The following is a 22816-nucleotide window of genomic DNA, read 5'->3' as shown; positions in this document are numbered from 1 at the left end:
GGGTTGCTCACATATGCATATACGAGGGGAGGGGGGAAACTGGATGCAGGAAAATACAAAAATTTTGGGTGGGAAGATAAACGCCCTCTCCCTTGAGGGAGAGGGCTCGGGTGAGGGGAAATATCCTCAGCGGCGAACCGGCGCCCCGTTGGCCACATAATACGCGGCCGTACTTTTTGCCAGCGGCTCGCGCCCGCGGATCGCGTCGGCAATCTTTTCGCCGATCATAATAGTGGTGGCGTTCAGGTTGCCGGTGATGATCTGCGGCATAATCGCCGCATCCACTACGCGCAGCCCTTCCAGCCCGTGAACGCGGCCTTCGCCGTCGACCACCGCCATCTCGTCGTAACCCATCTTGCAGGTGCCGCACGGGTGGAACGCGGTTTCGGCGTGGTTACGCACGAACTCGTCCAGCTGCTCGTCGGTCTGGCAGTCAATACCCGGACTGATTTCACGGCCGCGGTACTTGTCCAGCGCGGGCTGGTGCATGATCTCGCGGGTGATGCGGATCGCGTCGCGGAACTCCTGCCAGTCCTGCTCGTGGGACATATAGTTGAACAGGATCGCCGGATGCTGGTGCGGATCGCGCGACTTAATGCGCACGTGCCCACGGCTCGGGGAGCGCATGGAGCCAACGTGGCACTGGAAGCCGTGCTCTTTCACCGCGTTCGAGCCGTTGTAGTTAATCGCCACCGGCAGGAAGTGGTACTGAATGTTCGGCCACTCGAACTCCTCGCGGCTGCGGATAAACCCGCCCGCTTCGAAGTGGTTGCTCGCGCCCACGCCGGTGCCGCCAAACAGCCACTCGGCGCCAATCTTCGGCTGGTTCCACCACTGCAGGGCAGGGTAGAGAGAGACCGGCTCTTTGCATTCATACTGGAGGTACATCTCCAGGTGATCCTGCAGATTTTCCCCCACGCCGGGCAGGTCGTGCACCAGCGGGATATCAAACTGCTTCAGCAGGTCAGCATTGCCCACGCCGGAGCGCTGGAGGATCTGCGGGGAGGCAATCGCCCCGGCGCTCAGCAGCACTTCTTTCTTCGCCATTGCTTTGGACGGAATGGTGCTTTCGCCCTCCAGCCACTCGACACCCACGGCGCGCTTGCCGTCAAACAGAATGCGATCGGTCATGGCGTGGGTGCGGATGGTCAGATTCGGACGGGGTTTCGCCTGATCCAGATAGCCGCGCGCGGTGCTGGCGCGTCGGCCCTGCGGCGTGACCGTGCGGTCCATCGGACCGAAGCCTTCCTGCTGATAGCCGTTGAGATCGTCGGTGCGCGGATAGCCCGCCTGCACGCCCGCTTCCACCATGGCCTCAAACAGCGGGTTCACGCCCGGCTTCGAGGTGGTGACGCTCACCGGACCGTCGCCGCCGTGATAGTCGTTCGGCCCCACGTCGCGGGTCTCTGCCTTGCGGTAGTAGGGCAGGCAGTTGAGGTAGCTCCAGTGCTCCAGGCCCGGCTCTTTTGCCCAGTGGTCGAGGTCCATCGCGTTACCGCGGATGTAGCACATGCCGTTGATCAGCGACGAGCCGCCCAGCCCTTTGCCGCGCCCGCACTCCATGCGGCGGTTGTTCATGTACGGCTCTGGCTCGGTTTCGTACGCCCAGTTATAGCGCTTGCCCTGCAGCGGGAACGCCAGCGCGGCGGGCATCTGGGTGCGGAAGTCAAAGCGGTAGTCCGGCCCGCCTGCCTCAAGCAGCAGGACGGTAGTGTTCGGATCTTCAGTCAGTCGTGTAGCCAGCACGTTGCCGGCAGAGCCGGCCCCGATAATGATGTAGTCAAATTGCAAATAAACCTCCCGGTTAAAATATGGACTGGAATTTACCCATCTCAACCTGGATGGACTTCACCTGGGTGTAGCTCTGGAGCGTCATGACGCCGTTCTCGCGGCCAATGCCGGAGTGCTTGTAGCCGCCGACCGGCATCTCTGCGGCGGATTCACCCCAGGTGTTGATCCAGCAGATGCCCGCTTCGAGCTGATGAATGACGCCGTGGGCGCGGTTCAGGTCGGCCGTGACGATGCCCGCCGCCAGACCGTAGTCGGTATCGTTGGCGCGGCGAATCGCTTCTTCATCGGTGTCATAGGTCAGGATGGACATCACCGGGCCGAAGATCTCTTCGCGCACGATGGTCATCTTGTCGGTGCAGTCGGTGAACACGGTCGGGGCCACCCACGCGCCGTTATCGAAGCCTTCGCCCTTCAGCACGTCGCCGCCGCACAGTACGCGCGCGCCTTCCTCTTTGCCTTTGGCGATGTAGCGCAGCACGCTGTCGCGGTGCGGGAAGCTGACCATCGGACCAAAGTTAGTGGTTTCATCGAACAGATCGCCCGCGCGGATGCGGCCCACGCGCTCAACGATTTTCTGCTCAAACGCGGCTTTGAACTTAGCCGGAACAAACACGCGGGTGCCGTTGGTGCACACCTGGCCGGAGCTGAAGAAGTTGGCCATCATGGCGATGTCCGCCGCGAGATCGAGATCGGCATCGTCGAAAATAATCAGCGGGGATTTGCCGCCCAGCTCCATCGTCACCTCTTTCAGGGACGAGGCCGCCGAGTTGGCCATCACTTTTTTGCCGCTGGCGACGCCGCCGGTAAAGGAGACTTTGGCGATGCCCGGATGCTCGGTCAGGTACTGACCGGTCTCCGCGCCCACGCCCGGCAGGACGTTAAACACGCCGTCTGGAACGCCCGCTTCGGTGTAGATCTCTGCAAGCTTCAGGGCGGTAAGCGGCGTCACTTCGCTCGGCTTGAAGATCATTGCGTTGCCCGCCGCCAGCGCCGGGGCGGATTTCCACAGGGCTATCTGGATCGGGTAGTTCCACGCGCCGATACCCGCCACCACGCCCAGCGGCTCGCGGCGGGTGTAGACGAACGAGGTCTCACGCAGCGGGATCTGGCTGCCTTCCAGCGCCGGGATCAGCCCCGCGTAGTACTCCAGCACGTCCGCGCCGGTGACGATGTCGACGGTGGAAGTTTCGGAATACGCTTTACCGGTGTCGAGGGTTTCCAGCTTCGCCAGCTCGTCGTTGCACTCGCGCAGGATGTCGACGGCGCGACGCAGGATGCGCGAGCGCTCCATGGCGGTCATCGCCGCCCAGACTTTTTGCCCGCGCGTTGCGCTTTCTACGGCGCGATCGACGTCCTCGCGCCCGGCGGCCTGTACGGTCGCCAGGACTTCACCGTTGGCCGGGTTGATGGTCTCGAAGGTGCGACCGCTGGTGGCCGATGTATAACCACCATTGATATAAAGCTGCTGTTCTGCCATTCGGGACATAAATTCTCCTCGGTTATTCGGTCGGTAAATGCTGGCTGATAAAGTGGCTGGTCAGTGACTGGGCCTGGGTCTTATCCAGCGGTTTGCCGCTCAGCGCGGCGCGCAGCCACAGCCCGTCGATCAGCGCCGCCAGCCCGTAGCCCGCCTCCTGGGCCTGTTCGCGCGGAAGCTCGCGGCGGAACTCGTACACCAGGTTCGACAGCAGGCGGCGGCTGCTCACCTGCTGCAGGCGGTAGAGCATCGGCTGGTGCATGCTGCTCGCCCAGAAGGCCAGCCAGGCCTTCATTGCCGCGCCGCTGGTCTGGGTTTCATCAAAATTGCCGCCGACAATCGCCTGCAGACGCTGCTCCGCGCTGCCGTTCGGCAGGGCGTGCAGGCGGCTCAAAACCGCGTCGCGCAGCTGGCCGGTGATGTCGCGCATGGTCGCTTCCAGCAGACCGTTTTTGTCTTTGAAGTAGTGACTGATGATCCCCGTGGAAACGCCCGCCCGACGGGCGATCTGCGCGATCGTCGCGTCATGCATTCCCACTTCATTTATTGCTTCCAGCGTGGCGTCGATAAGCTGCCTGCGCCGGATCGGCTGCATCCCCACTTTGGGCATTGTTGCCACTCCATTCATCAGCGTTGGTTATACATTAAAGCGGTTTTTGATTGGACGTTCAATATAAAATGTGTCTTAATTGTTGCGGATTTGGATTTTAATAGTTACAAAAACAGTGAGGATACTGGATGACAGACCTTTCACAGGACAGAGAAAAAGACAAAATCAACCCGGTCGTTTTTTATACGTCCGCCGGGCTGATTTTGTTGTTTTCCCTGACGACGATCTTCTTTCGTGATTTTTCTGCCGAGTGGATTGGGCACACCCTGAACTGGGTGTCGAAGACCTTCGGCTGGTACTACCTGCTGGCGGCGACGCTCTATATTGTCTTCGTGGTCTGCATTGCCTGCTCGCGCTTTGGTTCGGTAAAGCTCGGGCCTGAGCAGTCCAAGCCCGAGTTCAGCCTGCTGAGCTGGGCCGCAATGCTGTTTGCCGCGGGCATCGGCATCGACCTGATGTTCTTCTCCGTGGCGGAACCGGTCACGCAGTATATGCAGCCGCCGGAAGGGGCAGGGCAGACGATGGAGGCCGCGCGCCAGGCGATGGTCTGGACGCTGTTCCACTACGGACTGACGGGCTGGTCGATGTACGCCCTGATGGGCATGGCGCTCGGATACTTTAGCTATCGTTATAATTTACCCCTCACCATTCGCTCTGCGCTCTACCCGATCTTCGGTAAAAAGATTAACGGCCCGATTGGCCACAGCGTCGACATTGCGGCGGTGATCGGCACTATCTTCGGCATCGCGACAACGCTCGGGATCGGCGTGGTGCAGCTCAACTACGGGCTGAGCGTGCTGTTTGATATTCCGGACTCGATGGCGGCGAAAGCGGCGCTGATCGCGCTCTCCGTCATTATCGCCACCATTTCGGTGACGTCGGGCGTCGATAAGGGCATCCGCGTACTCTCCGAGCTGAACGTGGCGCTGGCGCTGGGCCTGATCCTGTTCGTGCTGTTTATGGGTGATACCTCGTTCCTGCTCAATGCCTTAGTGCTGAACGTGGGCGACTACGTGAACCGCTTTATGGGCATGACGCTGAACAGCTTCGCCTTCGACCGCCCGGTAGAGTGGATGAACAACTGGACGCTGTTCTTCTGGGCGTGGTGGGTGGCGTGGTCGCCGTTTGTTGGCCTGTTCCTCGCGCGCATTTCGCGTGGCCGCACCATTCGTCAGTTCGTAATGGGCACGCTGATTATCCCGTTCACCTTTACCCTGCTGTGGCTGTCGATTTTCGGCAACAGCGCGCTGCACGAGATCATCCACGGCAATGCAACCTTCGCGCAGGAAGCGATGGCGCACCCGGAGCGCGGCTTTTACAGCCTGCTGGCGCAGTACCCGGCGTTTACCTTTAGCGCCTCCGTGGCGACCATCACCGGCCTGCTGTTTTATGTCACCTCGGCGGACTCCGGCGCGCTTGTGCTGGGCAACTTCACCTCGAAGCTCAAAGACATCAACAGCGACGCGCCGAACTGGCTGCGCATCTTCTGGTCCGTTGCCATCGGCCTGCTGACGCTCGGCATGCTGATGACCAACGGCATCTCGGCGCTGCAGAACACCACGGTGATCATGGGGCTGCCGTTCAGCTTCGTCATCTTCTTTGTCATGGCCGGGCTGTATAAATCGCTCAAGGTGGAAGACTACCGCCGCGTCAGCGCCAGCCGCGACACCGCGCCGCGTCCGATGGGGGCGCAGGACAGGCTGAGCTGGAAGAAACGCCTGTCGCGACTGATGAACTACCCGGGCACGCGCTACACCAAACAGATGATGGAGACCGTCTGCTTCCCTGCGATGGAAGAGGTGGCGCAGGAGCTGAAGCTGCGTGGCGCCTACGTGGAGCTCAAAAATCTGCCGCCGGAGGAGGGCGAGACCCTGGGTCACCTGGATCTGCTGGTGCACATGGGCGACGAGCAGAACTTTGTCTACCAGATCTGGCCGCAGCAGTACTCGGTGCCCGGGTTTACCTACCGGGCGCGCAGCGGGAAGTCGACCTACTACCGGCTGGAGACCTTCCTGCTGGAAGGAAGCCAGGGGAATGATTTGATGGACTACAGCAAGGAGCAGGTGATTACGGACATTCTGGATCAGTATGAACGGCACCTGAACTTTATCCATCTCCACAGGGAAGCGCCGGGTAATAGCGTGATGTTCCCGGATGTTTGAGCCTTGATCTGAAGAACGTATAAAGGCATCGCCGCTGTCCTCATGCCGGGTGGCACTGCGCTTACCCGGCCTACAAACCGCTTTACTGTAGGCCTGATAAGCGTTGCGCCATCAGGCTTTTAGCAGTGTCCACACGCTCGTATCATTATTCTGCCAGATGAGGGTGAAGCGTTTACCCTCAGGATAGTCTCCAACCGGGTGCGAAAGCGCCAGCGTGATTGTTTTTTCCGTTAACTCTGTGACTCTCGCCCACTCAAACCCCATAAAAGTCTTCACCTGCGGAAAGAACGCCTTAAATAAACTTTCTTTGGCGCTAAAAGTGAGCGTCAGCGCCAGCGCAAAAGGGTAGCCCGAGTGCGTCAGGCACATCGCTTCCTGTGCATCAATGATACCGTCCTGGATTTCGCGGGCTTCACGGTCTGGAAGAATGGCTTCGCAATCAATACCCACAAGCGCATCTGGATGACTGACGACAACCGCCATTGCCTGCGTGCCGCTGTGGGTGATGCTCCCTGAGACGCCTTCCGGCCAGAGCGGTTCACCGCTGGGGCCGATACCGGGAATTACGCGTTCATTTATCGCACTGAGGGCATGCGCGGCGGCAGTGCGGCCTGCCAGATGCTCGGCTTTTCGTTTGCGTCCGGCGTTTGAAAGCTCTGCGTGATGGGGGAGCCAGAGAAGATCGGCGTCGGTGAAGGTAGTTGGGTCGAAGGTGACGTGGTGGACGGTGTGGCCGGCGAGAATGAACGTGGTGTGGGTTGTGCGCATGTTTTCCCCTCTATCAACAAATAGTGCGGCCTGATGCCCTCAACCCGGCCCTCTCCCACGGGGAGAGGGAGCAAACACTAAAAACGGCAACTGGGTTGCCGTTTTGTTTTTACCTTAGAAACGCGTATTTACGCTCATGTACCAGGTTCGACCCGGTTCATTATACGTGTAGGCCCCCGCACCGTACATATACGCGCCGGTGGTGGCGTTCCCGGTCGTCTGGGCATTCCCCGCACGCCACTGGCGCTTGTCGAAGACGTTATCCACGCCGCCGGTCAGGCTGACGTTCTTCGTCATGTCCCAGGTTGCGCTCAGACCAACGATGCTGTACGGACTGACCTCGTCTTTCTCAGACCCGGTCACAGGCTGACCTTTGTAGTTGTACTTCTTCGGCTGCTGCTTGCCGTACCAGGTAAAGGTCGACTGGAGCGACACGTCCTGATGCACCTGCCAGCTCAGGGTCGAGTTCAGCGTGTACTCTGGAATAATCGACAGACGATCGCCGGTCTCCTTGTTCTTGCTCTGCAGCATGTATGTAATATTGTTGGTCCAGTTAATGGTGTCGCTGACCGGTACGTTCAGGGAGCCTTCCAGCCCTTCGACCACCGCCTTCGGTACGTTTTCCCACTGGTAGATATCCGTCTTCACTTTACCGGACGAGGTGTGACCGATCGGCGCGTAGCCCGCTTCGATCTTGTCGCGGTAGTCGTTACGGAACCAGGTCACGCCCGCCAGCCAGCCGTCGCGTTTCCACTCCAGGCCAATCTCTTTGTTGATGCTGGTTTCGGCCTTCAGGTCGTCGTTACCCATCATGTAGCAGCCCACGCCGTCGGAGCTGGCGTAGCAGCCCTGACCTTTGCTGTAGAGAAGGTAGTTCGGGTTGGTCTGGTACAGGCTCGGCGCTTTGTAGGCGCGGGCGATCCCCATCTTCAGCGTGAAGTCATCCCCCAGACCCTGCGACAGGTTAAGTGACGGGCTCCAGTTGTTGCCGACGATGGTGTGATGGTCGAAGCGCAGGGCAGGGGTCAGCATGGTGCTGTCGGTCAGCTCCATGTTGTTCTCGGCGAACAGCGAGAAAATCTCTGCCGAGGTGTACGGGCTGCGGTCGTTGCTCATGCCCGGAATGATGCCGCCCTGCTGGGTTTGCGTGAAGGAGGTGGAGTCCTTCATACGCTGCTGGTTCCACTCGGTGCCCAGCGTCAGGTTCTGGTTAACGAGGAAATCAATCGGCAGGTTGATTTCACTGTGCAGCATCACGTCGGCCAGATCGGTGTCGGTGAATTTATTACTGTTGAACAGGCCTTCCAGACCGCCCGCCAGCCCTTCGCCCAGACGGGAGTTGCGGGTGTGCTCGTACTGTGCCCAGTTGCTGGTCGTGATGCCGTTATCCCAGCCGCCGTTCCAGGTCACCGCGAAGTTCTGGCGATAGATACGGTTGGTCTCTTTGCCGTAGTTCTTCTTCACCAGGCCGCTGGAGCTGTTGTCGTTGTTGGTGTTCTGGGTATCACCGGCGTAGAGGTTATTCTGACGGCTGTAGCCCGCCTCAAATTCCAGCGACTGCATCGGCGCAAAGTCCCAGCGCACCACGCCGTTGATGTCTTTATTTTCCACCCCTTCACGGCCCGCGGGCAGCGTGTCGGCGTAGGCACCGGTTCGGTCAGACTGGTGACCCTGGTTGATGTCCCACGCGTCGGCCTGGGTTTTGTCCAGATTGCCGAACATGCGGAAGCTGAAGTCGCCGCCCAGCGGGCCGCTCAGGCTGAAGTTGGTGCGTTTGGTGGAACCTTCATCCTTGTGCTCAGGCGCATTCAGGTAGGTGTTCCAGGAGCCGTGCCACTGGTCGTCGAATTTTTTGGTGATGATGTTCACCACGCCACCTGCCGCGCCGTTGCCATAGCGCGCGGCGGCCGGACCGCGGATCACTTCGATACGCTCGATCATCTCCGGCGGCACCCAGCCGGTATCACCGCGGGTGTCGCGCTCGCCGCGCCAGCCCAGACGGATAGAGTTACGGCTGGTCACCGGCTTGCCGTCGATCAGGATCAGGGTGTTTTCTGGCCCCATGCCGCGGATATCAATCTGACGGTTATTCCCGCGCTGGCCGCTGGTGGAGTTACCGGTCAGGTTAACGCCCGGCATGGTGCGGATGATTTCCGCCACGTCCCGCGCGGGCGGGTTTTTGCGGATCTCATCGGCGGTGATGGTCGATACCCCCGGCGCCTGCAGATTCTGCTCGGCGGCGGTGATCACCATCGTGTCTTCGTGCTGCGCAGAGGCGGTGTTGTCGTCTGCCAGAGCGGGCAGCGCGACGCCGTAAATCCCTAAATTGACCAGCAAGGCCAGAGAGTGAATCTTCTTATTCATTGTACGTCCTGCTTTTGTGGTTGTTTTATGAGCGCTTCCCACAGCGCGGGCACTACGCTATTGCAAATGCAAATAGTTATCAATAATATTATCAATAAAATTTGCTCTGAAACAAAAAAGACTGTTAAACATGAGGTTATAAGGGTGACGGCGTTAACAACGGGAAGTGAGGCGTGGTGGCAGTCTAAAAACGGGCCTGAATGGAAGCCGGAAAAGGGAAAATATCGCGTCACGTTCTGGTGGCGTGACCCGGCAGGAACGCAAAGAACGTCACCGATCAAACGCGTCTGGCTCTACGTCACCGGCGTGACCGATCATCACCAAAATACCCGTCCGCAGTCCCTCAAACGCATTCCCGATACCGACGTCTGGCAGTGGCAGGGTGAGTTCAGCCCCGAGTGGCGCGGAAGCTACTGCTTTATCCCCTCTGTGAATGAAAACGATTTTGCCAGCGTCGTGTTTGAAGGCGAGCAGCCGGACCGCATGGCGCTGCGCGAGGGCTGGCGCAGGCTGCTGCCGCACGCGGTTGCAGACCCGCTGAATCCGCAGAGCTGGCGCGGCGGGCGCGGCCATGCCGTCTCCGCGCTGGAGATGCCGCAAGCACCGGTTCAGCCGGGCTGGAATCATCCCGATACGCCGTATCAACCTCCGATTTGCATTGAGTGGGAAAGCGCGCGCCTGAAAAATCGCCGCCGCGTCTGGATTTTCACCACCGGGGGCGACAACCTGGAACGTCCGCTGGCGGTGCTGCTCGACGGGCAGTTCTGGGCCGAAAGCATGCCGGTCTGGCCTGCGCTGGCGTCTCTCACCGCCGAGCGCAAATTACCGCCTGCGGTCTACGTCTTAATCGATGTTATCGACATGCAGCATCGCAACCGCGAGCTGCCGTGCAATCCCGATTTCTGGCTGGCGGTGCAGGAAGAACTTCTCCCCCTTGTCCAAAAACGCGCGCCGTTCAGCGACCGCGCCGACCGTACGGTGGTCGCAGGGCAAAGCTTTGGCGGGCTCGCGTCTCTTTATGCAGGCCTCAACTGGCCGCAGCGTTTTGGCTGCGTGCTCAGCCAGTCCGGCTCCTACTGGTGGCCGCACCGCGGCGGGCAGCAGGAAGGGCTATTAATCGAACAACTTAAAGCCGGTGAAATAACCCCTCGCGGGCTACGCATCATTCTTGAAGCCGGGCGCAACGAGCCGCTCATCTTCCGCGCGAATCAGGCGATTTACGCCGCGATGCAGACGCACCAACCGGTTATCTGGCGTCAGGTTGACGGCGGACACGACGCGCTTTGCTGGCGCGGTGGGCTGACGCAGGGGCTGATGACCCTCTGGCAGCCGCTTATTCACTAACGGAGTCTGTATGGAATTCAGCAATCCTTTCGATAATCCGCAGGGACAGTTCGCTATTTTGCAAAATGACCAGGGGCAGTACAGCCTGTGGCCGCAGCAGTGCGAACTGCCGGCAGGGTGGCGCGTGGTGTGCGAAGCACAGTCTCAGGAGGCGTGCCAGCAGTGGCTGGCGGAACACTGGCAAACGCTTGAGTCGTCTCACTTTGCGGGGGAGAACACATGAACCGTCTTCCTCTCGTCGCTGCCCAGCCAGGTATCTGGATGGCGGAACAGCTGTCCACGCTGCCAAACGCCTGGAGCGTGGCGCACTACACCGAGCTGAAAGGCGATATTGATGCGCCACTGCTGGCAAAAGCCATTGCCGCAGGCATGATGCAGGCCGATACCCTGCGCATGCGCTTTGCGGAAGAAAACGGTGAGGTGTGGCAGTGGGTGGATGACACCTTCATTCTGCCGGAACCGCCCGTTGTTCGCGTTGATTCCCACGCCGCCGCCGTGGCGCTGATGGAATCCGATCTTAACCAGAACCTGCGCGTCGACAGCGGCCAGCCGCTGGCATTTCACCAGCTGATTCAGGTCGGTGAAAACCACTGGTACTGGTATCAGCGCTATCATCATCTGGTAGTGGATGGCTTCACCTTCCCGGCCATTACCCGGCAGATAGCCGCAATTTATGCCGCGTGGAAAAAGGGCGACCCCACGCCGGAATCCCCGTTTACCCCATTTGCAGAGGTGGTGGACGAGTACCAGCGCTATCGCGACAGCGAGGCGTACCGGCGCGACGGCGCCTTCTGGGCCGAGCAGCGTAAACAGCTGCCTTCTCCGGTCTCGCTCTCCTCCGCGCCGCTGCCTGGACGCGCCGCCACGACCGATATTCTTCGCCTGAAGGTTGACGCCGACGGTCGCGCCTTTAGCCAGCTTGCTCAGGCGGCAGGGCAGACGCAGCGTACTGAACTGGCGCTTGCGCTGGTGGCGCTGTGGCTGGGCCGTCTTACCGGACGCCTGGACTACGCCGCCGGGTTTATCTTTATGCGCCGCATGGGGTCTGCCGCGCTGACCGCGACCGGCCCGGTGCTTAACGTCCTGCCGCTGGCGGTCAATATCAATGCGCAGGAAAGCCTGCCCGCGTTGGCGCTGCGCCTGGCGAACCAGCTGAAAAAAATGCGCCGCCACCAGCGCTACGACGCCGAGCAGATCGTGCGAGACAGCGGGAAAGCGGCGGGTGATGAAGCGCTGTTTGGTCCCGTGCTGAACGTTAAGGTGTTTGATTATCAGCTTGATATCGACGGCGTGGAGGCCATCACCCACACGCTGGCGACCGGACCGGTGAACGATCTGGAACTGGCGCTGTTCCCGGACGAGCAGGGCGGATTAAGCATTGAGATCCTCGCCAATAAGCAGCGTTACGATGAAGCGACGCTGAAGCGTCACGTCGCTCGCCTGAACGCGATGCTGATTCAGTTTGCGGCCAACCCGGACCTGCGCTGTGGTGAAGTGGAAACCGTTTCTGAACAGGAATACGCGCAGCTTGAGCGCATCAACGATACCGGACTGGCGCTGCCGTCCACCACGCTCGCGGATCTGGTGGCGGAACAAGCGAGCAAAACGCCGGACGCCCCGGCGCTGGCGGATGCGCATATTGAGCTGAACTATAGCCAGATGCGCGAGCAGGTCGTCGCGCTGGCAAACCAGCTGCGCGAGCGCGGCGTGAAGCCGGGCGACAGCGTGGCGGTGGCCCTGCCGCGTTCGGTATTCCTGACGTTAGCATTACACGGCATTGTGGAGGCGGGCGCCGCATGGCTGCCGCTCGACACCGGCTACCCGGACGATCGCCTGCGGATGATGCTCGAGGACGCGAAGCCGTCGCTGCTCATTACCACTGACGAACAGCTTCCGCGCTTTAGCGATCTCTCCGTCGAGACGTTTAGTTACAACACGCTATTACCGACCGCGGGTGCTGAGCCGCTGCGGCTGGCGAAGCCGGAGCAGACGGCGTATATCATCTTTACCTCCGGTTCGACCGGGCGTCCGAAAGGGGTCATGGTCGGCCATACCGCTATCGTCAACCGCCTGAAGTGGATGCAGGATCGCTACCCTCTGAACGCGAGCGACGTGGTGGCGCAGAAAACGCCGTGCAGCTTTGACGTGTCGGTGTGGGAGTTCTGGTGGCCGTTTATCGCCGGGGCGAAGCTGGTGATGGCCGAGCCGGACGCGCACCGCGATCCGCAGGCAATGCAAAGCTTCTTCGCCCACTACGGCGTGACCACCACCCACTTCGTGCCGTCGATGCTGGCGGCGTTTGTTGCCTCACTGACGCCGGAAAACGTCGACTGCTGCAAAACGCTTAAGCAGGTGTTCTGTAGCGGCGAAGCGCTGCCGACGGAACTGTGCCGCGAGTGGGAACAACTGACCCACGTGCCGCTGCACAACCTCTATGGCCCGACGGAAGCGGCGGTAGACGTCAGCTGGTATCCGGCGTATGGCCCTGAGCTGGCGGCAGTTGCAGGCAATAGCGTGCCGATCGGCTTCCCGGTGTGGAACACGGGCCTGCGCATTCTGGATGCCATGATGCGCCCGGTGCCGTTCGGCGTGGCGGGCGATCTCTACCTCACCGGCATTCAGCTGGCGCAGGGATATCTGGGCCGTCCGGACCTCACCGCCAGCCGCTTTATTGCTGACCCGTTCGCTCCCGGCGAGCGCATGTACCGCACCGGCGACGTTGCCCGCTGGCTGGATAACGGCGCGGTGGAATATCTCGGCCGCAGCGACGATCAGCTAAAAATTCGCGGTCAGCGCATTGAGCTGGGCGAAATCGACCGGGCGATGCTGTCGCAGCCGGACGTGGCCCAGGCTGTGGCGCACGCCTGCGTCTTCAACCAGGCGGCTGCAACGGGTGGCGATGCCCGTCAGCTGGTGGGGTACGTGGTTTCTGAGTCCGGTTTACCGCTGGATCGCGATGCGCTGCTGGAATCACTCAAAGCCCAGTTGCCGCCGCATATGGTGCCGGTGGTGCTGCTGCAAATCAGCGCGATGCCGCTGAGCGCCAACGGCAAGCTTGACCGCAAGGCGCTGCCGCTGCCGGAACTGACCCGCAATACCTCCGGGCGGGCGCCGGAAAGCGAAACCGAAATCGCCGTCGCGCAGGCTTTTACCGCGCTGCTGGGCTGCGAGATCAATGACATCGAGGCGGATTTCTTTGCCCTCGGCGGCCACTCGCTGCTGGCCATGCGTCTGGCGGCGCAGCTTAGCCGCACGTTCAACCGTAAGGTGACGCCGGGGCAAATTATGGTTGCCTCCACGGTGAGCAAGCTTAGCGCGCTGTTGGATTCGGCGATGAGCGACGAGCAGGCGCAGCGTCTGGGGTTTGAAACGCTTCTGCCGCTGCGTGAGAGCGACGGCCCGACGCTGTTCTGCTTCCATCCGGCGTCCGGCTTCGCCTGGCAGTTTAGCGTCCTGGCGCGCTATCTCAGCCCACGCTGGTCAATCGTCGGCATTCAGTCGCCGCGCCCGGACGGCCCGATGCAGCAGTGCGCGGATCTCGATGGGGTGATCGACCATCATCTGAACACGTTGCGCAAGCAGCAGCCGCAGGGGCCGTATTACCTGTTCGGTTATTCCCTCGGCGGCACGCTGGCGCAGGGCATTGCAGCTCGTCTGCGCGAGCAGGGTGAAGAGGTGTCGTTCCTTGGCCTGCTGGATACCTGGCCGCCGGAAACCCAGAACTGGGCGGAAAAAGAGGCTAACGGTCTCGACCCGGCGGTGCTGGCGGAGATCGAGCGCGAGCGTCATGCGTTTATCGCCGCCCAGCAGGGACAGGGCTCCAGCGAGCTGTTTAACGCCATTGAGGGCAACTACGCCGACGCGGTGCGGCTGCTCACCACAGCGCACAGTTCACGCTTTGACGGTAAAGCGACGCTGTTTGTTGCCGAACGTACGCGAACGATGGATCCGCATACGGCCTGGGTGCCGTGGGTGGGCGAGCTGGAGGTCTACAGCCAGGACTGCGCCCACGTGGATATCATTTCACCACAGGCGTTTGAAAAGATTGGGCCGGTGTTGAAGGAAATTTTAGGATAGTGCAAATGCCCGGTGGCGCTGCGCTTACCGGGCCTACGGGAGCTAAATGTAGGCCCGGTAAGGCGTAGCCGCCACCCGGCTATTACCGCCGACCTAACGGCACCACCAGCGGCGTACCCGCCACCGGATCGTCGATTATCATGCAGCGCATGCCGTAGATCCGCTCTATAAGCTCCGGCGTGACAATCTCTTTCGGCGCACCCTGGGCCACAATCTCACCGTCCCGCAAGGCAATCAGGTGCGTGGCGTAGCGGCATGCCTGGTTTAAATCGTGCAGTACCGCTGCCAGGGTGTACCCCTGCGTGCGGTTCAGCTCGCTCAGCAGCTCCAGCAGGTCAATTTGGTGGCTGATGTCCAGCCACGTTGTCGGCTCGTCCAGCAGCATGATCGACGTCTCCTGCGCCAGCACCATCGCAATCCACGCTCGCTGACGCTGGCCGCCGGAGAGGGTGTCCACGCTCTGCCGGGCGAGATCGGCGATCCCCGTCGCCTGCATCGCGCGGTTCACCGCCTCGTCGTCCTCTTTACGCCAGCGGGTAAACAGCGGCTGGTGCGGGTAGCGCCCGCGCGAGACCAGCTCCTGCACCGTGATGTCCCCCGGCGTGGTGGCGTTTTGGGCCAGCAGCCCGATGCGGCGTGCCACCTCTTTGCTGGCGAAGCGCTGGATCTGCTCCCCGTCCAGGAAGACGCTACCTTCCACCGGCGTCATCAGGCGGCTCAGCGTGCGCAGCAGGGTAGATTTCCCGCAGCCGTTCGGGCCGATAATCGCGGTGAAGTGGCCGTCCGGAATGGCAACGGTTAAGTCTCGGGCAATGATTTTTTTGCCGTAGCCGAGGGTGAGATGTTCGCCGCGCAAGCGAGTGGTTGTGTCTGTCATTTCTTGCGTGACTCCTTAACGAGCAAGACGATGAGGTAAATCCCGCCGAGGCTTACGGTCACTACGCCCACCGGCAGTTGATAAGGCATAAACAGCTGCTGGGCGCAGAGATCGGCGGCCAGCAGCAGCAGCGCGCCGCACAGCGCCGCCTGGGTTAATCCCCAGCGCGCCGTCCCGCTAAGACGTCGCGCGATATGCGGTGCCACGAGGGCGATAAACGAGATTGGCCCGGCGATCGCCGTAGAGGCTGCGGTCAGCAGTACGGCGACCAGCATCAGCATCAGGCGCGAGCGCTCGACGCTCACGCCCAGCGCGCAGGCGCTGTCGTCGCCCATCTCCAGCAGCCGCATGCGGCGAACCAGCAGCAGCGCGCCGATAAACATCAGCACAATCAGCGGCGCGGCGGGCCAGGTTTTGCCCCACGTCAGGCCGTTAAGGGAACCTGCGTACCACAGCCCGGCGGAAAGCGCCGTTTCCAGCGAGGCCTGCAGCAGCAGCCAGGTGTTAAAGGCCATCAGCATCGCACGTACGCCGATACCGATAATGATCAGCCGGAAGGTGTCGATGCCGTTGCGCCAGGCCAATAGCCAGATAACCAGCGACGTCAGAATGCCGCCCGCCATTGCCGTAAAGGTAATGGCCGTCAGGTGCTGACCGAGCAGCACCATCGCTACCAGCACGCCGCTCCAGGCCCCGGTATTGAGTCCCATCACGTCCGGGCTACCGAGCGGGTTGCGCATCAGCGACTGGAATATCGCACCGCTGACGCCGAGCGCCGCACCTACGAGAATTGCCATCGCCACGCGCGGCAGGCGCCATTCGGTGACAACCAAGGTGATATTGCGCGGCGCGCTGCCGAGCAGGGCGTTAAGCACCTGAGAAAAATCGAGCGTCACCGCGCCGCTGCGCAGGCTCCAGACCGCCAGCAGCAGAATGAGGATACTTAGCAGCGAGACGCTGGTGAGTAAACGACGGGACGGGGCCATCATGCGCCACCTCCGCGTCTACGTCGTACCAGGAAGATCAGCACCGGCGCGCCGATAAAGGCGCTGACCACCGAGACGCGCAGTTCGCCCGGCACCAGCAGGCGACCCAGCACGTCGGCAAACAGCAGCAGCGCAGGCGTCGCCAGCAGCGTGACCGGCAGCGACCAGCGGTGATCCGTCCCCACCAGCCAGCGCGACATGTGCGGCATCATCAGGCCGATAAAGGCAATCGGGCCGACCACGGCGGTCGCGCTGCCGCACAGGACGGTGATGGCCAGCAGGCCAATCAGCTGCGTGCGCGCGACGCGGTTGCCTAGAGCGGTAGCGGTGTCGCTGCCGAGGCTCAGGCTGTTCAGCGCCCGGCTTAAAAACAGCGCCACGGCGGCAGCAATAATGACCGGGAACGCCACCACTTTCAGGGTTTCAAGGGTGCGGATATCCAGCGAGCCGGCCTGCCAGAAGCGCAGCTGGTCGTAGACGTCCGGGTTGAGCAGGGCGATGCCGTTAGATAAGCCTTCCAGCACCGCCGCGAGCGCCACGCCCGCCAGCGTCAGGCGTACCGGACTCAGCTGGCCGCCGCCCTGGCTGCCGGTAAACGCCACTAGCAGCGAGGCGGCCAGCGCGCCGCAGAAAGCCATCGCCAGCTGTTCAGAGGGAGAAGTAAGCCCAAACAGCGCCGCTCCGAGCACGATGGCAAAGCTGGCGCCAGAGTTAACGCCGAGAATGCCGGGGTCCGCCAGCGGATTGCGGGTGAGGGTTTGCATCAGGGCACCGGCAAGGCCGAGTGCGCCACCGGCCAGCAGCCCGGCAAGGGTGCGGGGCAGGCGAGCGTCGAGCACGATAGTGCAGTCAGCGCTTTGGCAGGTGCCAGTGAGCGCATCAACGATGACGGACGCGGGAAGCGGCTTCGCGCCGACCAGCAGGCTGAGTGCAGTCGCAAGGATCAACAGCAGCAATAAAACGGGCACGGCAATCGCGCGCACCGAAGAAGAGGAAAACGACATAGCAACATCCATGATTTGATAATGATAGTGATTATCGTTATCTATCTTATTTGGCTATGTTAGCATGTGCGCCCATGGAATGGGTAGAATTACACTCAAGGCTTTGTCATGAATCAAAAATCCTGGCTGCTTAACCTCAGCCTGCTCAAAACGCACCCGGCCTATCGCGCCGTGTTTATCGCTCGCTTTATCTCCATTTTATCCCTCGGCCTGCTCGGCGTGGCCGTGCCGGTCCAGATCCAGACCATGACGCACTCCAGCTGGCTGGTGGGGTTATCGGTTACCTTAACCGGCGGGGCGATGTTTATCGGCCTGATGGTTGGCGGCGTGCTGGCGGACCGCTACGAGCGCAAGAAGCTGATCCTGCTGGCGCGCGGCACCTGCGGCGTGGGCTTTATCGGGCTGTGTCTGAACGCCATGCTGCCTGAGCCGTCGCTGATCGCCATTTATGCCCTGGGGCTGTGGGACGGCTTTTTCGCCTCGCTGGGCGTGACGGCGCTGCTGGCGGCCACGCCCGCGCTGGTCGGGCGAGAAAATCTGATGCAGGCGGGGGCGATCACCATGCTCACCGTGCGCCTCGGCTCGGTGATTTCACCGATGGTGGGCGGCCTGCTGCTGGCGACCGGCAACGTGGCGTGGAACTACGGGCTGGCGGCGGCAGGGACCTTTATCACCACGCTGACGCTGCTGCGCCTGCCGCTGCTGCCGCCTCCGCCGCAGCCGCGCGAGCATCCCCTGAAATCGCTGATGGCCGCGATTCGTTTCCTGTTCAGCAACCCGCTGATTGGCGGCATTGCGCTGCTCGGCGGCCTGCTGACCATGGCGAGCGCCGTGCGCGTGCTGTATCCGGCATTAGCGGGAGAGTGGCAGATGAGCGCCTCGGAGATTGGCATTCTCTACGCGGCCATTCCGCTCGGCGCGGCGTGCGGGGCGCTGACCAGCGGCAACCTGGCGCAGAGCGCGCGTCCGGGGCTGATTATGCTGCTTGCCACTCTGGCGTCGTTTATCGCCATCGGCTTCTTTAGCCTGATGCCGGCGTGGGCGCTCGGGGTGTTGTGCCTGGTGATTTTCGGCTGGCTGAGCGCCATCAGTTCGCTGCTGCAGTACACCCTGATCCAGACCCAGACGCCGGAAGGGATGCTCGGGCGCATCAACGGCCTGTGGACGGCGCAGAACGTCACGGGCGATGCGATTGGCGCGGCGATCCTCGGCGGGCTGGGGGCGATAATGACCCCGGCGGCGTCGGCGAGCAGCAGCGGGTTTGTGTTAGCGATGGTTGGCGTGATTTTGTTAGTGGCGTTGGTGAAATTGCGGCGGTTCAGGCAGGAGGTTGTGTTGAACGACGGTGTGGCCTGATGCCCTCACCCCGGTCCTCTCCCACAGGGAGAGGGTGGGAAAATGCCTACTTAAACAACGTATTCAATCTGTCTAACACCAGCATCGCGCTGTAATAATCCAGGCGGAACGTCTCGGTTCCCAATGCCCAAACCCGTTTGTTTTTCACCGACGGCAGATGCGCCAGCAGCGGGTTGGCGTAAATCGCATCCACATCTTTCTGGTCGCCGGCAAACACGAACAGCCCTTCGCCGTTCAGTCCCGTTGCCAGGTTTTCACCGCCCAGCTGGATAATATCGTGCCGCTTGCCCTGGCTTGTTGAGGTCTGCAAACCGGCGGGCAGGTCCGCCAGCGTAAAGCCCAGCTGGTGCAGCAGCTTGCCCTGCGCCGATTCTGCGGTCCACAGGTTGGCGCTGTGCGCGGCGGCGGTGTAGACGATGGCGTTCACCGGCTCCGGCGGCAGCTTCATCTGCTCTTTCACCTGCGCGAGCTGTTTATCAAACGCGGCAATGCGCTCTTCGGCCTGTTTTTCCTGACCGGTGATGGTGCCCAGTTGCGTCAGCAGTGCCTGCCAGCTCTTGTCGTCGTAGTTGATGATAAGCGTCGGCGCAATGGCGGAGAGCTGATCGTACAGCGCCAGCGCGGAATCACCGCCGGTGGCGCTGATCAAAATCAGATCCGGCATTTGTGCGGCGACCGCTTCGGCGCTCGGTTCGCCAATATACATCCGCGCAACCTGACGCTGTTTCGCAATATCGCCCCACTGGCGCAAAAAGCCCTGCGCATCGGCCACGCGGTTGTTCGGCGTGGTCGCGCCGCTGGCGACGACCGGGGCGTCAATCGCCAGCAGGGAGCCGGTTAAGGTCACGCTGGTAGAGACAATGCGCGTCGGTTTGCTCTCTAGCGTGTGAACGCCGCGGCTGTCAGTCACCTGACGCGGCCAGTCGGCGGCAGCGGCTGAGGTAAGTCCTAAAACAAAAAGTGCCAATAAAAGCAGGGGATTACGGAAAATGGCAGGGAATTTCACAACGCGGGATCCTGTTTTTGTTGAGGATAATGCTTCTCATTTTCATGGCTGCAGCATCTGGATGCAAGCTTTTGTCGCACAAGTTATTTGCCCGACGGTTGACAGCGGAGCGATGTGGGATTAGGTTAGCCGACGAAAATATAAATGATAATCATTATTGCTTCTTTTATCATTTTAAGGAGGATGATATGGATACGTCCCTGGCTGAGGAAGTTCAGCACGCAGCAACCACGCTGGAATCAGACCGTTTTTTCTTTATGTCGCCTTACCGCAGCTTTACTACGTCCGGCTGCTTTGCCCGCTTCAGTGAACCCGCAGTTGGCGGTGACGATCCGGCGGGTCGCTTCCAGCAAAAATTAGCCCAGGCCTTCCTGAATGCGAAAGCCAGCGGTATCGCTCATCCGGTGATGGTAGGGGCTATCCCGTTCGATACCCGCAAGCCGTCCTCTCTGTTTATTCCCCAACGCTGGCAGACCTTTTCCCGTCCGGCACGTCAGCAGTCTGCACGTTATTTTTCCGGCGCGCAGGCACTGAAGGTGGAACAACGCACCGAGATCCCGCCGCAGCCCGTTTTCGAAGAGATGGTCGCTCGCGCCGCGTCGCTCACCGCCACACCGCAGGTGAACAAGGTGGTGCTGTCGCGCCTGATTGATATCGCGACCGACAAAAACATGGACAGCGGCGCCCTGATGGAGCGCCTGATCGCCCAGAACCCGGCGAGCTTCAACTTCCACGTGCCGCTGGAAGACGGCGGCGTGCTCCTCGGCGCCAGCCCTGAACTGCTGCTGCGCAAAGAGGGCGCGCACTTTAGTTCGTTGCCGCTGGCAGGCTCGGCGCGTCGTCAGCCCGATGATGTATTAGATCGCGAAGCGGGCAATAAGCTGCTGGCCTCTGAAAAGGATCGCCACGAGCACGATTTGGTGACCCAGGCGATGAAGGCCATTCTGGCACCGCGCAGCCATCATCTCACCATGCCTGATTCTCCTCAGCTGATTACCACGCCCACGCTGTGGCATCTGGCGACGCCGGTAGAAGGCGAGGCGCGTGAAAACGAAAACGCCCTAACCCTGGCCTGCCTGCTGCACCCGACCCCGGCGCTGAGCGGCTTCCCGCATCAGGCGGCAAAAGAGCTGATTGCCGAGCTAGAGCCGTTCGACCGCGAGCTGTTCGGCGGCATCGTCGGCTGGTGCGACAGCGAAGGCAACGGCGAGTGGGTGGTGACCATCCGCTGCGCGCGTCTGCATAAAAATACCGTTCGCCTGTTTGCCGGCGCGGGCATTGTGCCTGCCTCCTCGCCGGTGGGCGAGTGGCGCGAGACGGGCGTGAAGCTCTCCACCATGCTCAACGTATTTGGTTTGCACTAAGGAAGACTCATGACCATTCCCTTTACCCGCTGGCCTGAGGCATTTGCCCGCCGCTACCGTGAAAAAGGCTACTGGCAGGATCTGCCGTTGACCCACATCCTGACGGATCGCGCGGACAGCGATGCCGTGGCGATAATTGACGGCGAGCGGCACATCACCTACCGTGCGTTTAATCAGGCGGTGAACAACCTGGCCTCAGCCCTTCAGGGGCGTGGGCTACATCGCGGTGAGACCGCGCTGGTGCAGCTTGGCAACGTGGCCGAGTTCTACATCACCTTCTTCGCGCTGCTGCAAATCGGCGTCGCGCCGGTCAACGCGCTCTTTAGCCACCAGCGCAGCGAGCTGAACGCCTACGCGGCGCAGATCAACCCCGCCGTGCTGATCGCCGATCGCGACCATGCGCTGTTTGCGGGCGATGACTTCCTCAACGCTTTCGTGGATGAACACCGTTCGGTACGCGTCGTGCTCCTGCGCGGCGATAAGGGTGAACATGCCCTGGAAGCGGCGATGGCCCGTCCCGCGGACAACTTTATCCCGAACCCGACGCCCGCCGACGAAGTGGCCTTCTTCCAGCTCTCCGGCGGCAGTACCGGCACGCCGAAGCTGATCCCGCGCACGCATAACGACTACGACTACAGCATCCGCCGCAGCAACGAGATCTGCGGCATTACCGCCGAAACCCGTTACCTGAACGCGCTGCCCGCGGCGCACAACTACGCCATGAGTTCGCCGGGATCGCTGGGCGTCTTCACCGCGGGCGGCTGCGTGGTGCTGGCGAACGATCCGAGCGCCACGCTCTGCTTCCCGCTGATTGAACGACATCAGATTAACGTCACCTCGCTGGTCCCGCCGGCGGTGAGCCTCTGGCTGCAGGCGATTGCCGACGGTGCTGACAACGCGCAGCTTAAGACCCTGAAGCTGTTGCAGGTGGGCGGCGCGCGCCTCTCCGCCACGCTCGCGGCGCGCATTCCGGCGGAAATCGGCTGCCAGCTTCAGCAGGTGTTCGGCATGGCGGAAGGGCTGGTGAACTATACCGCGCTCGACGATGCGCCGGAGCGCATCATCAACACTCAGGGCCGCCCGATGTGCCCGGACGACGAAGTGTGGGTGGCTGACGAGCACGGCAACCCGCTGCCGCGCGGGGAGGTTGGACGCCTGATGACGCGCGGCCCGTATACCTTCCGCGGTTATTTCAACAGCCCGGAACACAATGCCAGCGCCTTCGACGCCGACGGCTTTTACTGCTCCGGGGATCTGATCGCCATCGACGAGCAGGGCTATATCACGGTGCAGGGTCGTGAGAAAGATCAGATCAACCGCGGCGGGGAGAAGATCGCCGCCGAAGAGATCGAGAACCTGCTGCTGCGCCATGAGTCGGTGATCCACGCCGCGCTGGTGAGCATGGAGGACAGCCTGCTGGGCGAGAAGAGCTGCGCGTATCTGGTGGTGAAACAGCCCCTGCGCGCGGTCGAGGTGCGTCGCTTCCTGCGCGAGCAGGGCGTTGCCGAATTCAAGCTGCCGGACCGCGTGGAGAGCGTCGATGCGCTCCCGCTGACGCCGGTCGGCAAAGTCGATAAGAAACAGTTGCGCCTGTGGCTTGCTGAACGCGCCCGGGGCTGAGGAACAGAGT

16 protein-coding genes are annotated in these 22816 nt (G+C 61.5%); 7 read left to right on the top strand and 9 right to left on the bottom strand.

Translation table 11 applies throughout. The features are described 5' to 3' along the window. Positions 1–126: 126 nt before the first annotated feature. From betA to betI, 3 genes are read right to left on the bottom strand one after another with little or no spacing between them, the layout of a single operon-like run. Positions 127–1791, bottom strand: a complete 1665-nt coding sequence (gene betA, locus UR504_RS05960; protein ID WP_302234406.1) for a choline dehydrogenase — start codon at positions 1789–1791, stop codon at positions 127–129. A gap of 13 nt (positions 1792–1804) precedes the next feature. Then, on the bottom strand, positions 1805–3277 hold the full coding sequence (gene betB, locus UR504_RS05955; RefSeq protein WP_302234409.1) for a betaine-aldehyde dehydrogenase: 1473 nt from the start codon (positions 3275–3277) through the stop codon (positions 1805–1807). Positions 3278–3290: 13 nt separating this feature from the next. Next, the gene (gene betI, locus UR504_RS05950) at positions 3291–3878 is read right to left on the bottom strand and encodes a transcriptional regulator BetI (RefSeq protein ID WP_111964437.1); all 588 of its coding nucleotides are present in this window, start codon (positions 3876–3878) and stop codon (positions 3291–3293) included. 128 nt (positions 3879–4006) lie between these two features. Between betI and betT the strand changes: the two genes are divergently transcribed. Then, positions 4007–6040: a choline BCCT transporter BetT gene (betT, locus tag UR504_RS05945; protein ID WP_302234411.1), complete on the top strand. Its 2034-nt coding sequence runs from the start codon at positions 4007–4009 to the stop codon at positions 6038–6040. Positions 6041–6151: 111 nt separating this feature from the next. Here the strand turns inward: betT and entD are convergent, their stop codons facing one another. Continuing rightward, complete coding sequence (gene entD, locus UR504_RS05940; RefSeq protein ID WP_320739442.1) at positions 6152–6808, bottom strand: enterobactin synthase subunit EntD; 657 nt, start codon at positions 6806–6808, stop codon at positions 6152–6154. Between the two features lie 114 nt (positions 6809–6922). Beyond that, the gene (locus UR504_RS05935) at positions 6923–9172 is read right to left on the bottom strand and encodes a TonB-dependent siderophore receptor (protein ID WP_115874453.1); all 2250 of its coding nucleotides are present in this window, start codon (positions 9170–9172) and stop codon (positions 6923–6925) included. A gap of 144 nt (positions 9173–9316) precedes the next feature. Here UR504_RS05935 and fes point away from each other — a divergent pair, with 144 nt between their 5' ends. The 3 genes from fes to entF are packed head-to-tail and all read left to right on the top strand — an operon-like array spanning position 9317 to position 14593. Beyond that, positions 9317–10516, top strand: coding sequence for an enterochelin esterase (gene fes / locus UR504_RS05930; protein WP_320739441.1), 1200 nt, complete (start codon positions 9317–9319; stop codon positions 10514–10516). A gap of 10 nt (positions 10517–10526) precedes the next feature. Then, on the top strand, positions 10527–10739 hold the full coding sequence (locus UR504_RS05925; RefSeq protein ID WP_127729950.1) for an MbtH family protein: 213 nt from the start codon (positions 10527–10529) through the stop codon (positions 10737–10739). Next, complete coding sequence (gene entF, locus UR504_RS05920) at positions 10736–14593, top strand: enterobactin non-ribosomal peptide synthetase EntF (RefSeq protein ID WP_320739438.1); 3858 nt, start codon at positions 10736–10738, stop codon at positions 14591–14593. Before UR504_RS05925 ends, entF begins: the two co-directional genes overlap by 4 nt. A gap of 82 nt (positions 14594–14675) precedes the next feature. On the opposite strand, the gene fepC is transcribed toward entF, so the two are convergent. The 3 genes from fepC to fepD are packed head-to-tail and all read right to left on the bottom strand — an operon-like array spanning position 14676 to position 17460. Continuing rightward, positions 14676–15470 carry an iron-enterobactin ABC transporter ATP-binding protein gene (gene fepC / locus UR504_RS05915; protein ID WP_143344809.1) on the bottom strand — a complete coding sequence of 265 codons (795 nt, stop codon included), beginning with the start codon at positions 15468–15470 and terminating at the stop codon, positions 14676–14678. Further along, complete coding sequence (gene fepG / locus UR504_RS05910) at positions 15467–16456, bottom strand: iron-enterobactin ABC transporter permease (protein WP_274243234.1); 990 nt, start codon at positions 16454–16456, stop codon at positions 15467–15469. The genes fepC and fepG overlap by 4 nt, the downstream gene beginning before the upstream one ends. Further along, positions 16456–17460 carry a Fe(3+)-siderophore ABC transporter permease gene (gene fepD, locus UR504_RS05905; protein WP_320739435.1) on the bottom strand — a complete coding sequence of 335 codons (1005 nt, stop codon included), beginning with the start codon at positions 17458–17460 and terminating at the stop codon, positions 16456–16458. Before fepD ends, fepG begins: the two co-directional genes overlap by 1 nt. 108 nt (positions 17461–17568) lie before the next feature. Between fepD and entS the strand changes: the two genes are divergently transcribed. Continuing rightward, positions 17569–18816, top strand: coding sequence for an enterobactin transporter EntS (gene entS, locus UR504_RS05900; RefSeq protein ID WP_302234422.1), 1248 nt, complete (start codon positions 17569–17571; stop codon positions 18814–18816). 46 nt (positions 18817–18862) lie between these two features. On the opposite strand, the gene fepB is transcribed toward entS, so the two are convergent. Beyond that, positions 18863–19822, bottom strand: coding sequence for a Fe2+-enterobactin ABC transporter substrate-binding protein (gene fepB, locus UR504_RS05895; RefSeq protein ID WP_302234424.1), 960 nt, complete (start codon positions 19820–19822; stop codon positions 18863–18865). Positions 19823–20010: 188 nt separating this feature from the next. Between fepB and entC the strand changes: the two genes are divergently transcribed. Together entC and entE are read left to right on the top strand one after the other, a co-directional pair. Further along, positions 20011–21186 carry an isochorismate synthase EntC gene (entC, locus tag UR504_RS05890; protein ID WP_302234425.1) on the top strand — a complete coding sequence of 392 codons (1176 nt, stop codon included), beginning with the start codon at positions 20011–20013 and terminating at the stop codon, positions 21184–21186. Between the two features lie 9 nt (positions 21187–21195). Beyond that, the gene (gene entE, locus UR504_RS05885) at positions 21196–22806 is read left to right on the top strand and encodes a (2,3-dihydroxybenzoyl)adenylate synthase EntE (RefSeq protein WP_302234427.1); all 1611 of its coding nucleotides are present in this window, start codon (positions 21196–21198) and stop codon (positions 22804–22806) included. Positions 22807–22816 lie beyond the last annotated feature (10 nt).

Origin of the sequence: Enterobacter sp. 241F3 (genome assembly GCF_034106785.1) — a bacterium.
In the GTDB taxonomy this organism is placed as follows: domain Bacteria; phylum Pseudomonadota; class Gammaproteobacteria; order Enterobacterales; family Enterobacteriaceae; genus Enterobacter; species Enterobacter vonholyi.
The sequence above is the reverse complement of the archived record's forward strand: the minus strand, read 5'-3'. Positions and strand labels throughout refer to the sequence as shown.